At 43.8% G+C, this 14,580-nt stretch carries 9 protein-coding genes; 2 read left to right on the forward strand and 7 right to left on the reverse strand.

The features are described from left to right. Positions 1-74: 74 nt before the first annotated feature. On the forward strand, positions 75-1,949 hold the full coding sequence (locus tag QL898_RS02755) for a SurA N-terminal domain-containing protein (protein WP_290175726.1): 1,875 nt from the start codon (positions 75-77) through the stop codon (positions 1,947-1,949). A gap of 192 nt (positions 1,950-2,141) precedes the next feature. Here the strand turns inward: QL898_RS02755 and purH are convergent, their stop codons facing one another. From purH to mrcB, 6 genes are all read right to left on the reverse strand, one after another. Continuing rightward, the gene (purH, locus tag QL898_RS02760) at positions 2,142-3,722 is read right to left on the reverse strand and encodes a bifunctional phosphoribosylaminoimidazolecarboxamide formyltransferase/IMP cyclohydrolase (protein ID WP_201548024.1); all 1,581 of its coding nucleotides are present in this window, start codon (positions 3,720-3,722) and stop codon (positions 2,142-2,144) included. 146 nt (positions 3,723-3,868) lie between these two features. Beyond that, positions 3,869-4,231 (reverse strand): DNA-binding transcriptional regulator Fis, encoded by a 363-nt coding sequence (gene fis / locus QL898_RS02765; protein WP_201548023.1) that lies wholly within the window; start codon positions 4,229-4,231, stop codon positions 3,869-3,871. Positions 4,232-4,409: 178 nt separating this feature from the next. Next, complete coding sequence (locus tag QL898_RS02770) at positions 4,410-5,666, reverse strand: DUF3426 domain-containing protein (protein WP_290175727.1); 1,257 nt, start codon at positions 5,664-5,666, stop codon at positions 4,410-4,412. Positions 5,667-5,838: 172 nt separating this feature from the next. Then, entirely contained in the window at positions 5,839-6,765 is a 927-nt protein-coding gene (prmA, locus tag QL898_RS02775; protein ID WP_290175728.1) for a 50S ribosomal protein L11 methyltransferase, read from the reverse strand. A gap of 133 nt (positions 6,766-6,898) precedes the next feature. Beyond that, complete coding sequence (locus QL898_RS02780) at positions 6,899-7,645, reverse strand: tetratricopeptide repeat protein (RefSeq protein WP_290175729.1); 747 nt, start codon at positions 7,643-7,645, stop codon at positions 6,899-6,901. A gap of 129 nt (positions 7,646-7,774) precedes the next feature. Then, complete coding sequence (mrcB, locus tag QL898_RS02785; protein ID WP_114701112.1) at positions 7,775-10,219, reverse strand: penicillin-binding protein 1B; 2,445 nt, start codon at positions 10,217-10,219, stop codon at positions 7,775-7,777. 497 nt (positions 10,220-10,716) lie between these two features. Here mrcB and QL898_RS02790 point away from each other — a divergent pair, with 497 nt between their 5' ends. Continuing rightward, positions 10,717-13,530 (forward strand): heavy metal translocating P-type ATPase, encoded by a 2,814-nt coding sequence (locus tag QL898_RS02790; RefSeq protein ID WP_290175730.1) that lies wholly within the window; start codon positions 10,717-10,719, stop codon positions 13,528-13,530. 119 nt (positions 13,531-13,649) lie between these two features. Here QL898_RS02790 and QL898_RS02795 read toward each other — a convergent pair whose 3' ends face one another. After that, complete coding sequence (locus tag QL898_RS02795; protein ID WP_057759239.1) at positions 13,650-14,372, reverse strand: Bax inhibitor-1/YccA family protein; 723 nt, start codon at positions 14,370-14,372, stop codon at positions 13,650-13,652. Positions 14,373-14,580 lie beyond the last annotated feature (208 nt).

Genomic DNA, 14,580 nt, shown 5'->3' on the forward strand with positions numbered 1-14,580 from the left:
AGGTTGCACTCAACAGCTCCTAACAGTATTACAATGGTTTTTCATCAATATAGGTTAATAAAGCAGAGATAACTATGGATAAATTGCGCGATTTCTTAAAAAGCTGGCCAGGTCGCATTTTATTGATTTTATGCCTATCGCCGCTCGCTCTCTTGGGTGTCGAAAGCTATTTTGGCGGCAACGTCGATCCCAACCAGATTGCGCAGGTAGGTGAGGCAAGCGTAGGACTGTCCGAGTATCAAACTGCTGTCAATAGCCGTCGTTCTGAAGTGCTAGAGCAAGTCGAAGATGCCAGCTTGTTGAATGAAGATGTGCTTCATGAGCAAGTATTAAAGGGTCTAATCGACCGTACGTTGTTAGAGCAGCAAGCAGGCAAGCTTGGTATGACAGTCTCTGACGACACGATCAATCGTCTGCTGCGTCAAGAAGAAATATTCCAAGATGCAGAAGGTAACTTTTCAAACGATCAGTTCTCAAACTTCTTGCGTCAGCGCGGCATGACGAAAAACCAGCTATTTGCAGAATTTCGCAATCAGCTAAGCTTGGATCAATTGAACGCTAGTATCGTTGGGACGGCTGTCTATCCTATGCAAGCGGTCAGTCAATTGATTGACTTGCAACTTGAGTCGCGCAACGTTTGGGTGCATCGCTTTAATTGGCAAGACTATGCTGACAAAGTTAAGCTTAGCAAAGCAGACATTCAGTCCTACTATGATGCCAACAAAGACACACTGAAAAGTGCAGCGATGGTTGACTTGGCTTATATTCAGCTTAGCCCGCAAACTATCAAGGTTGATGAAGTAACCGCAGAAGAATTGCAGCAGCAGTATGAAGCATATAAGCAGAGCATTGCGGCTACTGATGAGCGTAAAGTCAGTCAGATTCTGTTTACTGGTAAAGATGCCAAGACAAGAGCCGATAAAGTCAAAGCACGTCTGAATAAAGGTGAAGCTTTTGCTGCGCTTGCTAAAGCAGAGTCGGACGATCCATCAGGTGAAACAGGGGGTGATATCGGACGCTTTAATCCGTCAGTGTTTGGCAGTGATGCAGATACTGTGGAAGAGGCACTAGAAGGCTTGAGCGTTGGAGATGTGACAGCCCCTATCAAGACCAGCTTTGGCTATCAGATATTCACAGTCACTGAAGATAATGGCAAAAAGATTCCAAGTCTCGAGAGTATGCGTGCAGAGCTGACGGCTAAGGCAAAAGAGTACAAGCGTCAAGAAGTCTACGCGGATAAAGTAACCTCGATTAATGATTTGGCAGCAGATGGCTTTAGTATCGAAGATATTGCGCAGCAAGAGAATGTCACGCTAAAACGTATCAAAGATTATCGTAAAGAAAATAACAAATCAGTATTATCGCAACCAGCAGTGATCAAACAGGCCTTTGACGAATTTACGATTCAAGATCAGGCCGTGACGGCAGGTATAGAAGTTGGTAACGGTACGGTATGGGTACAACCAAGCAATTATCGTCCTACTAAGACGCTTGCTCTAGCAAATGCAACCCCAAGAATCACTCAAATACTCCGTCAGCAGAAAGCGACAGCATTAGCTTTAAAAGACGCTAAAGCATTGGCTGCTGGTATCAAGACGCCGGCTGATATCAGTAAGCAGTCGGTAAGCTTCCAAGCACTGGGTGAGATTAACCGTCAAACGACGCAGCTAACGGACAAAGAGCGTGGATTGGCCTTTAGCCAGCAAGCCGCTGATAATGGCGTCGTCGCGATTGCTAGCGAGACTGAGATGGGTGCAACGCTACTGGTTGGAGACCGTATTAAAACTGAGCAGCAGTCACCACTGTCTGATATGCAAAGAGCGCAAACAGCCAGTATCATTCGTGACAATTTAGGCCAAGACCAGTTGCAAGACTATTTGGACTATCTACGTATGGTGTATACGGTTGAGATTAATGAAAGCAACATGGCAAACGCACAAGGACGCTAAGTATTTGTTAGATTCTTATTCTTATTCTTATTTTTAGACGTAAAAAAGCCACCGTATCAATTGATACAGTGGCTTTTTTTTGGGTGATGCTTTAACGATGATTATCAAGAATACTATAGAAGCTGAAAATTAGTCGCAGTAATAAATACAATTGCTGCGACTAATCCTAGTCTTAAACTAATAGGTGATTGTTTAATGACGGAAATGGCGCATACCCGTGAATACCATCGAGATACCATGCTCATTAGCAGCAGCAATAGTCTCGTCATCACGCATAGAGCCACCTGGCTGAATGATAGCAGAGATACCTACTTCAGCAGCATTATCGATGCCATCACGGAAAGGGAAGAACGCATCTGATGCCATAACAGCACCTTCAGTTGCTAGTCCAGCATGTTCTGCTTTGATAGCAGCAATACGTGCTGAGTTAACGCGGCTCATTTGGCCCGCGCCAACACCGATAGTACGTTGGCCTTTTGCGTAGACAATGGCATTAGATTTGACGTATTTTGCTACGTTCCAGCTGAACAGTAGATCTGCCACTTGCGCTTCAGTTGGTTGTACATCAGTGACGATTTTTAGGTCGTTAGCAGTGATTAAACCAAGGTCTTGCTCTTGTACCAGTAAGCCACCGTTAACACGCTTATAGTCAAGTTGGATATCACGCTGATCTGGTGCTGGTAGCTCGCCGCATACTAATACACGTACGTTTTTCTTAGTGGCTGTCGCTTCAAGTACACCGTCTTCGATACTAGGTGCAATGATTACTTCTACAAACTGATTGTCGATAATGGCTTTCGCAGCTGCAAGCGTCAACGGACGGTTGAATGCGATGATACCGCCAAAAGATGATTCAGGATCAGTGCTAAAAGCAGTACGATAAGCCGCAACTTGGTCACTATCAACCGCGACACCGCAAGGGTTGGCATGCTTAACGATAACGCAAGCAGGGGTGCTAAAGGCTTTAACACACTCAAGGGCAGCGTCGGTATCAGCAATATTGTTATAAGATAGTGCTTTGCCTTGTAATTGCTTAGCAGTAGCAATAGAAGCCTGTTTGCTTTTTAGAGGCTGGTTTTCAGTATAAAAAGCAGCGTTTTGATGTGGGTTTTCGCCGTAACGCAGGTCTTGTGCTTTTTCAAGCTGTACATTGAATGTACGTGGGAAGTTCTCTGGTTCTTGAGTTTCGTTGACACGGCTACCTAAGAAGTTTGCAATCATACCATCGTACTGTGCCGTATGCTCAAACGCCTTTACTGCTAAGTCATAACGTAACGCAGTCGTCAGTTCAGTGCCGCCATTTAAGGCGCTAAGTACACGGTCATAATCAGCTGGATCAGTGACGATACCTACATGAGCGTGGTTTTTCGCTGCTGAACGTACCATGGTAGGGCCACCAATATCGATGTTTTCGATAGCGTCGTTCATAGTTACGTCAGCACGTGCGATCGTTTCAGCAAACGGATATAAGTTCACGACGACTAAGTCGATACGTTCGATTGCATGATCACTCATAACTGCATCATCTGTACCACGGCGTCCTAGGATGCCACCATGAATCTTAGGATGTAGCGTTTTAACACGACCATCCATCATTTCAGGAAAGCCTGTGTAATCTGATACTTCAGTCACGGCGACATTGTTTTCTGTGAGCAGACGATAAGTACCGCCAGTAGATAATAAACCAAAACCTGCTTTGAGAAGGCCTTGAGCAAACTCGACGATATTAGACTTATCGGAGACCGATAGTAGGGCAAGTGGGGTTGTACTCATAAGAAATTTTCCATAAAAAAAGCCTGACGTAAACGTCTGGCAAGGTGATGATGACAATGGTATGCCGTATCATGATAGATAAAGCGCGGAACATTTAATTGCCATACATAATGATAGTCAATGATGGGTAAGCTCATATAACAATGCTACATTAAATCATAGGTTTTCATTTTTTTGCGCAAAGTGCCTCGATTTAGGCCTAATATCTGAGCACATTTGGTTTGATTGCCTCTGGTTTTTTCTAGGACGACAGACAAGAGAGGCTCTTCGACTTGCTTTAAAATTAGCTCATATAAATCAGTGGGCATCTCATCTCCTAGCATCGCAAAGTACTGACGTACCACACGCTCTACATGAACCCGTAGAGGTTGCTGCGCATTATTTGTATAGTGTTGACTAGCAAAATCAAAGCCGTGCGTAGGTGGTTGGTATTCGTCTTTATTATAATCGGCAGGGTGCTCAGAGCTTTTAGCAAAATGATTGGCATTATGCTGTGCATGAGGTGCCATAAAATAATATCCTTGAGATGAAGAAAAATTCTGATTGTAAGGGGTCAGAACCATAGTATATCAAATTAATATCGCCTAGCGCTGATAGATTCATCGTTATCTTGGCTATCACGGTTTAATTGAAAATGAATTTACAGCGTGTTTTCTACTCAGACTTATTTATATATAACACCCTAATTTAATAAAGAGCGGTCATAGTAATGTCGCGAATTTGCGCATTAGCGACAGGGATAGTAAATAATAGCTGTCTATCTGTATTGGCAGCTAACTGACTTTGCTTTCCTAATAAATAATCGTTTGGATCTGCGATGAACTCTCCAATAAGCCCGTCTTTACCATAAACACTTATTTTTACATTTGGGTATAGTTGTGATTGCGGGCTGCCATTACTTAGAGTAGCGCCTATATCGCTAAATGTACCAGCAGTTTTAATCTGACTGCTTCTATGAAAGGTATTGCTGATGGTAAGCGCTGATAAAACTGCACTGGGTAAGCTGCAGGCAGCGACAGAGCATATCGATTGGAGACGCTGAGCATAAGCTGGGTTTTTGACTAAATTTTCTAAGTTAAAAATAACATACTGTGCCGCGAGTAGCAGTGCTAGGACCAAACAACCTAGTACCCATAACAATGATGCAATTGAACGTGTCGTTTGGGTTGGTGCAAACGGTAACTGGGTTTTTCTTAAACGATCGTCGGCAGCAGGGTCTTCATCTTTAACGGGTACTCCCATATCAGATAGAAGCTGTGATAAGTCTGTGTCATCTGGCGGTGTTTCTTCGTCTTGATTTTGTTCTTCTAATAGTTTTTGTAGCCATGAATTGTTGTCAGTACTCTCAACGTTGGCATGAATATCATTGGCCGCTGCCGAGCTGAGAATGTTCTGTGTTGATGCTGATATTGTACTAGTAGATGGTTTCTTTGTTGATGGATTAGGGGTTTTGATAGTTTCTTTAGAAGAGGGCACTTTTGGTTTTTCTGTGGTAGCTACGCTAGGACTGGTATTACTGGCTTGGGTTAACCATGCATCCATGCTATCTAAAGAGTCATACTCTTGAACATTTTCTTCTGGATCGTCTATATCCATATCATCATAGATTAAGTCGTCATGAATCAAAATATCAGATGATTTTTTCTTACTGATTGAAGATGTAGGGCGATTTGGCACATTTTGAGGCTTATGCTGATTGCTACTAGCAGTCGCTTTTTGCTCGTTTGATATTGGTTGAGTTTGAGCTTTTTGTTGAGCAGGAATATTTTTTTGCGGTGTTGGTTTTTGAATGACCTCAGAATTTACCACAAGATGTTTATTGACCAAAAAACTTTGCTGGCACCGATCACAGCTGATGGTAGCATTGACTTGATTCAGTTGAGTTTGTTTAACACTATAGCAAGCTTGACAATGGGGGCATTGGGTTTTTATTGGCGTGGTCATAGAGGCGAATCCAAAAAAGTATGGTTATCAATACCGCTTAGCCACTCACCAATAGCTGCCCACAATACTCATTTTACTTATTTAATTTCGATGAATTATGGGCAAAGATAGAGTGGCGTCAAATACATAACATTTGACTGCCCTCTATCGTAACAGATGTAATTAAATGTTGCTAGCTGGTAAATGTACCTGATAAACGCTGCCAGTGTTGGTCTTCTTGCGCAGTAAAAGCATGCTTTGGATCCAGTGCAAAATATGGCTGATAAGCTTCAGTAACTTGCTGGGTTTGCGACTCAATCAAACCTGCCAATACGATACGGCCCTTTGGCGCAATCAGTGTTGCAAAGTAAGGTGCTAGACCAATAAGCGGCTTTGCTAAAATATTGGCAACGATCACTTCTACAGGCAACACATCATGTTGCGAGCAATACTCTGTAAATTCTTCTGGTAGAAATGCCTGTAAACGATCGCCTACATTATTGCGTACCGCATTCTGATTGGTAGCAAGTACCGCCTGCGGGTCAATGTCGACTGCATATACTTGACGTGCACCCAATAATAAAGCAGCAATTCCTAAAATACCTGAGCCACAACCATAATCGATAACCACTTTATCTGTTAGGTCTTGCTCTGTTAGCCAGTCTAGGCATAGGCGAGTCGTGGCATGATAGCCAGTACCGAATGCTAAGCCTGGGTCCATAATGATATTGGTGGCTTCAGGGTTGGGCGGCGTTAGCCAGTCAGGCACAATCCATAAGTCATTAGCACATTCGATAGGATGATAGTTGCTCATCCACTCGCGCTCCCAGTCCTTATCATCAACAGCCGTTAGCCAAATACGAGTAGCCTGTACTTGTGCAGCGATTTCATGACTTAATTGCTCAACCGCTTGATGACTACCAGCATCAGTAGTCGCATCAAATAACCCTGTTAGTATTACCTCATCCCAAAGCGGTGATTCACCTGGAAGTGGCTCAAACAGAGGTTGATCGCCAGCATCGTCTAAAGCTATTGATAATGCGCCTGCTTCTAATAAAAGCGCTTCAGCCAAGTCGACGTTTGATTTTTCGCATTGTAAATGCAGTTGTTGCCATGCCATAAAGATAACCTTAAGCGGAAATAAAAATAAATGTAGGTGTTAGGGAATGCCCTAGATGAATCTACATACAATGAAATGCATGCTGTATATAGATGTTTTAACTAATGAATCTAAAATGTGCAGATATCAGCTATTAGCGCAATGCTTGTTTTGCTTCATTGACCACGCGTGAGTTACCCTGAGCTTGTCCTGATTGCAATATAACTTGCCATAGTGCTCGTCTACGACTGCTATCTTGAGAGACGCTAAGACCACGACGTGCCATCGCTTCTGCTTTACGAGGCTGGTTCTTTTTTAATGCTACTTGTGCCAAATAGAAGTATACCGCCGATGACTTAGGCGCTAGACGCTGCGCACGGGTGAAGCTGCTCTCTGCATTGGTTAGATTGCCCGCTTTCAATTGACTGATGCCTACTTGCATCAAGTTGCGAAACGCAGGTAGATTGCTATTGTTGCTGGCAGATTGTTGAGTACGTTGCTGCGAGTTTCTTCTAGCATGCTCAAGTAACTCATTATGCGACGGTACTGATGGTTCAGAGATTATATAGTCGTTACGAGAAGGCGCAATGACAACAGGATCAGGCTGCATCACTTCTGGAACAGGAAGCGTAAATACAGGTGTCTCTTGCGTTAATGGATTTGGTGTTTCAGGATGGTCAACTGCATCGTAAGGCTCGGTTGGATAGTTGCTTTGATCATTTGCTTCCGTGATAGGCGCTTGAGCAGTTGTCGTTGATTGTACTGTCGGTTGTGACGTTGGTAATGTTTGAACAGGCGTTGTTTGCACTGTGGTTGACGTGCTAGGGGCCGTCTGACAAGCACTTAGGCTGAGCATGCCAATGATCGCGCTGCCTGCAAGTAAGGTATTGCTTGACGTCATTTTATTACGCCATAGCACTATGGTTTGTTTTACTGAAGTAGTTGTCCGTAAAGGTGACACCATCATGTTAAAACCTTTTTTAAATATTAAAAGCTAAATACCAAAAACACTATTAAAGCCATTCAATAGCTAGAACCATTCAACAGCGCGGTCATACCAAGTATCAGCACGGTCTTCATCGCCTTCACTTTGCTCGCTGCTACCTTCTGCACCCTCAGATTCAACAGCTTCGCCATTCGGAATCTCTAAACCTTCGCGGCGACGTTGTTGATTGATATCACCTTGCTGATTTTGGAACTGTGTCTGTTCACGAGCACGATCTTGCTGATACAGGCTTAGCGCACAACTGCTGGCTTCTTCTGGTAAATGAGCTGACATTACTGGTAAGTAGCGAGCATTTGCACAGCGTTCATTAGACAGTTTGCCTGAGTTGTTCTCTAGCCATAACCACTCGATACCTTCTGGCTCTGGTAGAGCAACTGGAGTCAGTTTTAGGCGTTTCATATAATCTACCCAAACTGGTAAGGCGCCAGTACCACCACTCAAACCAATCGGTTTATTATCATCACGACCAACCCAAACGACACTCACATAGTTGCCACTATAGCCTGCAAACCAAGCATCGCGGTAGTCGTTTGTTGTACCTGTTTTTCCGGCTAGGTTTAAATTACTGCCGAGCGATTGTGCACGTCTGGCCGTACCATTTGAGACGACTTGCTGTAATGCATAGTTGGTCAAAAAATTGGTTTCAGGTGGAATGCTGCGCTGAGTGTTAAGCCCAGTACGCTGTAAAATACGGCCGCGATCATCAATAACAGTACGGATACTGTGAATAGGCGTGCGGAAACCACCAGTGGCAAATACTTGGTAAATACCAAGCATATCCATTGGACTCAAATTAACTGAGCCTAACAATGCTGATGGGTAAGGTGGGATTTTTTCTTTGATACCCATGCGCTGTAATTGCTTAGCAAAGGTATTAACGCCGAACTCCATACCTAAGCGTACTGCCGCCTGGTTATATGATTGAGACAGTGCCGTGGTAAATGGTACATAGCCATGATCACGGTTGTCGTAGTTTTTAGGGTTCCAGTCAGTACCGTCGTTTAGATTGACCGTAATAGGGGAGTCATCTACTGAACTGGCCAAGTTATAACGACCGCTCTCAAGCGCAGTCATATAAATGATAGGCTTCAGCAATGAGCCGACTTGGCGTTTGGCATCTACCGCGCGGTTAAACCCTGTAAATTCACTACCACTACCTACCACAGATACTAGCTCGCCAGTCTCAGGATTAGCACTCACTAATGCGCCTTGTAAATCCTTAGTTTTGCTACTGTTACGGCGCAGTTCACCAAGTTTTCTATCAACGGCTTTATCTGCGGCCAATTGAGCGATAGGGTCTAAGGTACTGATAATAATCAGACCTTCGTTTTTGAGGTCGTCAGAATAGTAAACGGTATTTAGCTCACGTTTAACAATATCCAAGAAGTCAGGGAACTGGCTTTTGCCCTCAGCAGGCTTATCCACGATACCAAGCGGTTGCTTTAAAGCTTTGTCATAGTCTTCTTGGCTCAGTGTGCCCATTGTCAGCATGTTGTTAAGCACCACATCGCGGCGTGCTTTTGAGTCATTTGGATTACGACGTGGGTTGTAGATACTCGGGCCTTTTGCCATACCAACCAGCATCGCTTGCTGATCTAAGCGCAGCTCATTAAGAGGTTTGTCAAAATAAAACTGTGATGCCAGACCAAAACCATTGATAGAACGATTACCATTTTGACCCAGATAAATCTCATTCAAATAGGTCTGTAAAATCTCATCTTTGCTGTAATGCAGCTCAAGTAACACGGCCATCAATGCTTCATTGGCTTTGCGTTTGATCGTACGATCTGAATTGAGATAAAAGTTTTTGATCAGCTGCTGGGTGATGGTCGAGCCACCTTGTCTGGCACCACCAGTAAAGTTATTGATTACGGCACGGGCGATACCACGTACCGATACCCCTTTATGCTCATAAAACGCGCGATCTTCGGTAGCGATGAGTGCATCAATCAACGGCTGAGGCACTTCGTCCAAAGACACAACCATCCGATCTTCATTACTGTCGGGATAGATACCACCGATATTGACAGGCTCTAGACGAATGATGCCGCTTTTAGCAGGCAGAGTACTCTGGATAGACTCTACTTTATTGCCAGAAATCGTCATTTTGATGACTTGCTCGGCATCTTTATCATTAGCACTATACGTAAAGCCGCGCGTGTGAATAAAGTAAGTATTACCTGTTCGGTGATAGGTACCTGTGCGGTCATAAGCTTTGTTGCTTTGATAATTGAGCAACTCTAGCCATGTCTTCATTGTATCTCTATCGACATTGGCGCCTTGGTACAGCTCAAGCGGCTGTGAATACACTTTGGCTGGAATGTCCCAGCGCTTACCCTCAAACTTATGAGTAATGGTGCGATCAAGTTTGATCAAATATAGCGCCAACAGCACCATGCCTGCGATGATGATAATTAATAGCAGACTACTAAAGACCAAGCCGCGCTGCTGCGAGGGTAGCGTGTGCATAGCAGACTTAGATGACGCTGATAACTTGGTATTTGGTAACTTGTAATTAGGTTTTTGCACGGATGTCGCACCATTTTTGGATAAAAAACTGCCTCATAATGACGCAAATTGACAAATTTTTCAATCTATCATCGTCAACGCAGGCATTTATTGGTCGTAGACCATGAGTGATGGTACTGCTCATAGCGATGGCTTATAGTATAATCCCTATTAAAATACCGATACTTGTAATAAAGCGTCAGTCACTTTCAATCTGGTAGATAAACGCCATATAAGATAACAATTTACGATTGCCCTCACGATGTATTTTGTATGAATTCGCTGTTGCTAATTGTTTGCTATTAGCCGTTTGTTATTAATACTGTGCTATTAGCGGTAGTGATATTCATGTGATTAAAAACGGCTCTATTGCATGACGTACAGTACAGTCAACACGAGCAAGTTTGCTTTAAATGAATGCATTTTAAGCAAGCCTGTCAAAGGAAGTAAGCGCGACTATGTCTAGTATCCCATCATCAGTATCATCTGCTACCAATCACTCTTATGAAGACACTTCTATCATCGAAGGCTTAGTGCTTCCGCTGGCTGACCACTGCTTTCACTGCGGCGATCCCGTACCTCAGCCACCGTTTTATGCTGAGATATTAGGTCAGTCACGAGAGATGTGTTGTATGGGCTGTCAGTTAGCTGCCCAAAGCATAGTAGAGGCTGGTCTTGAGCAGTATTATCTTGACCGATCGGAAATTAACCGTACGGCAAGTTTGCCAACTCAGCTGACGCGTCTTGAGGTCTACGATCATGACGAGATAAAATCACAGTTCGTTTACGCGCAAGATGGCATGTCAGTAGCAGAGCTGTCGGTTAATAACTTACGCTGTGCTGCCTGTACTTGGCTGATTGAGTCGCGTCTCGATGAGCTAGAGGGTATTGGTAAATGTCAGGTAAATCTGACCAACCAACGCATGCGGGTTATTTGGGATGAAGATAAGTTACCCATCAGTCGCATTTTAGCGGTCATCAACGAAATAGGCTACGAAGCCAAGCCTTATCGCCAAGATACTCACGAAGCTATGCTGGCACGTCATAATAATCAAATGCTATTGCGTCTCGGCATCGCTGCACTAGGTTCGATGCAAGCGATGATGTATGCCGTTGCGCTTTATTTTGGTGAGTATAGCGACATGTTAATATTCCAACGTGACTTTTTGCGTTGGGTGTCTTTATTTGTGAGTACGCCTGTATTTTTCTATGCTGGTATTCCTTTCTTTACCTCCGCATGGTCAGCGATTCGTGCCCGCCAAGTCAATATGGACGTGCCCGTCAGTCTTGCGTTGATTATTACTTTCTTTGCCAGTCTCTACGCTACCATCACTGGGCAAGGGGAGACGTATTATGACTCGGTCAGCATGTTTATCTTCTTTCTGTTAGCAGGGCGTTATATCGAGCACAACGCACGTCTAAAAGCCGCGACTATGGCTAATGATTTGGTCGTGGTTGAGCCGGTATTGGTACAAAAAGTCGCTGAAGACAAATCAGCAGCTGAGCATATTTTACAACTGCTGAAAGAAAATACGTCTCAACAAGATGAGCTTATTAAAAGTGAGCTTACTGAAAATGAAACTACTAAAGGTGAGTCGACTACAGTAGAGCCGATGCCTGATTTTATGCAGCGTATGGACGCCAATGTTCATCAGCTCACATCACGTATCGCTCAAGACTGGCAACAGTTACGCAACCAACAGAATGTGCAATCACAAGCAGAAGACGATATAGAGTCAAAGCAAATGGTCACCGCTCATAGTTTACAAGTGGGTGACATCATTTTGGTTGAAGCGGGCTCTGAGATTATTAGTGATGGCATCTTGCTAAGTTCTACTGCAACGGTGTCACAAAGTCTCCTGACTGGCGAAGGTGATTTAATCATCAAATCCCAAGGTGATTATATTGTTGGTGGTGCACAAAACGATAGCCAGCCGTTTGAGATGCTAGTCACCGCCTTGCCAAAAGACAGCCAGATAGGCTTAATTGATCGATTGATGAATCGTGCCATGAGCGAAAAACCCAAGTTGGCGCAGCAAGCAGATAAGCTGGCACGTTGGTTTGTGGCGCGCATTCTGGTGTTGTCAGTCTTGGTATTTGTCGGCTGGTATCTCGTTGATCCAAGCCAAGCGATTTGGGCAACCGTGGCAGTCTTAGTGGCTACTTGTCCATGTGCATTGTCATTGGCGACGCCGATTGCCTTGACCGTCTCAACCAATCGTTTGGCAAGCTATGGTTTTTTGACGACGCGTGGCCATACCTTACAAACGCTAGCTGAAATCACGCATGTTGCTTTTGATAAGACGGGCACGCTGACTTATGGTAAGCCGAATTTATTAAATATTGAGTTAATCACACCAAAAAGCCAGACCGAAATTGACGATTTATCATTAACAGCGCAAAAAGATACGCTGTTGGCCATTGCAGCTGCGCTAGAAGTAGGGAGTCGTCATCCAATTGCCCACGCGTTACTGACGGCAGCCTATCAGTTACACCTGCCATCGACGCAAGCCGTACAGCATTATCCAGCAGGCGGGGTGGAAGCGATGATTGATGGTACTGTATATCGAATCGGTCATAAAGACTTTGCGTTAGACAGAGCAGATAATAGCGCCAATGATATAGATGTAAACGATGATTTAACTATCGATCTGGTAACTCAGCGAGCCAGCTCAGCAGTAGTATTGTCTTGTCAGAATACTGATGATAATGGATGGCAGGCGCTGGCATGCTTTTATTTTAATGACAAAGTACGTGATAGTGCGCAGTCGATGCTCGATACGCTCAAAGGACTAGGTATCGAGTCTGTTATGTTGACAGGTGACCCAAGCCCGCAAGCGCTAGTCATGGCTGAGAACTTGGGAATGCAATCTGCGTATAATGGACTATCACCAACTGATAAGGTCAATCATATTCAGCAGTTGCAAGCTAACGGTGCCGTGGTATTGATGGTGGGTGATGGTATCAATGATGCGCCAGTGCTAGCAGCAGCAGATGTCTCAACCTCGATTGCAGGTGCGGCAGACTTAGCACAAGTATCTAGTGATAGTATTATCTTAAATGGGCAAATCGAGGCCATCACTGCAGCTAAACGTATCTCTGATAAAACGGAACGTATTATCAAGCAAAACTTCCGCTGGGCACTCGCTTACAACAGTATTGTTCTGATACCAGCGGCTTTAGGTTATGTACCACCTTGGCTTGCTGCAATTGGTATGTCGCTCAGTTCGCTATTTGTCGTATTAAATGCATTGCGCTTAAAACGTGCTTAGTCTCTTTAAGAAGTATTTAATGTAAACAAGCCTGTGAAATTTGCTCATAAAAAAACCGCCTTCCATTTGATGGAAGGCGGTTTTTTCTATACAGAGATACTGTTAGATAGCTATTAAAATTAGTCTTGCAGATAGCTTAGCAGACGCATAAATTCGATATACATCCACACTAGGGTCGCAAGAATACCAATACTGAACAACCACTCGTAATCTTCAGAAACACCCATCGCCACACCGCGATCAATATTGTCAAAATCTAATAACAAGGTAAAAGAAGCAATAACGATGACAAATAAGCTAAAGCCAATAGCGATAGCGCCACCTTCAAATAGGAACGGTAGTGATGAACCAAACGCTAAAGAAAGTACCCACTGTGCTACATAAACAAGCATAATAGCAATAACCGCCGAGGTCACGATAGAACGGAACTTTTCAGTAACCTTAACTAGACCTGAACGATATAGACCAAGCATAACCGCAGCTGTGACGAAAGTTGCACACATTGCAGTGACTGGTACCGTTGGATACATTCTCATGAAAAATAATGAGATACCGCCCAAAAAGATACCTTCTAACAAGGCGTAAGGCACTGCCAAAGTCTTGGCTTTTTGCGGCTTGAAGGTAATAAAAAGAGCCAGAACAAACGCAGCAATCATGCTACCAAAGGCTGCCATCGTAATAAAACCTTGCGATAAACCTGCCATAAGCGCATAAAAGAAAAAGCCCACACCAGTAATGGCTGATAAACCAAGTAATAAGCTGGTCTTTTGAATTACGCCCTTGACCGTCATTGGATTACCGCCGATCGCAAGTTCTGCGCGACTGACAATAGGATTGGCCATACATAAGTCCTTAATAATAAAATATAAAAATAGTGATATTAGTTACTTTAGCAAAACCGCCATTATTGTCAACTGTGTTTGCGTGACAACTGCTGCGGTGCAACCTCAGGCTGCTCATTGGCTAGCGCATCGGGCTACTGTATCGCTCAATATGCTAATTTGACAACTGAACAGACAGATATGACTAAGTAAAACATTCGATAGCTTT

It is taken from the genome of Psychrobacter sp. APC 3279 (assembly GCF_030407795.1).
GTDB lineage: Bacteria > Pseudomonadota > Gammaproteobacteria > Pseudomonadales > Moraxellaceae > Psychrobacter.

What these genes read in the sequence shown, in the direction of transcription:
- QL898_RS02755 (WP_290175726.1), top strand. Translation starts at nt 75, where the DNA reads ATGGATAAATTGCGCGATTTCTTAAAAAGCTGGCCAGGTCGCATTTTA.
- purH (WP_201548024.1), bottom strand. Translation starts at nt 3,722, where the DNA reads ATGAGTACAACCCCACTTGCCCTACTATCGGTCTCCGATAAGTCTAAT.
- fis (WP_201548023.1), bottom strand. Translation starts at nt 4,231, where the DNA reads ATGGCACCTCATGCACAGCATAATGCCAATCATTTTGCTAAAAGCTCT.
- QL898_RS02770 (WP_290175727.1), bottom strand. Translation starts at nt 5,666, where the DNA reads ATGACCACGCCAATAAAAACCCAATGCCCCCATTGTCAAGCTTGCTAT.
- prmA (WP_290175728.1), bottom strand. Translation starts at nt 6,765, where the DNA reads ATGGCATGGCAACAACTGCATTTACAATGCGAAAAATCAAACGTCGAC.
- QL898_RS02780 (WP_290175729.1), bottom strand. Translation starts at nt 7,645, where the DNA reads ATGACGTCAAGCAATACCTTACTTGCAGGCAGCGCGATCATTGGCATG.
- mrcB (WP_114701112.1), bottom strand. Translation starts at nt 10,219, where the DNA reads ATGCACACGCTACCCTCGCAGCAGCGCGGCTTGGTCTTTAGTAGTCTG.
- QL898_RS02790 (WP_290175730.1), top strand. Translation starts at nt 10,717, where the DNA reads ATGTCTAGTATCCCATCATCAGTATCATCTGCTACCAATCACTCTTAT.
- QL898_RS02795 (WP_057759239.1), bottom strand. Translation starts at nt 14,372, where the DNA reads ATGGCCAATCCTATTGTCAGTCGCGCAGAACTTGCGATCGGCGGTAAT.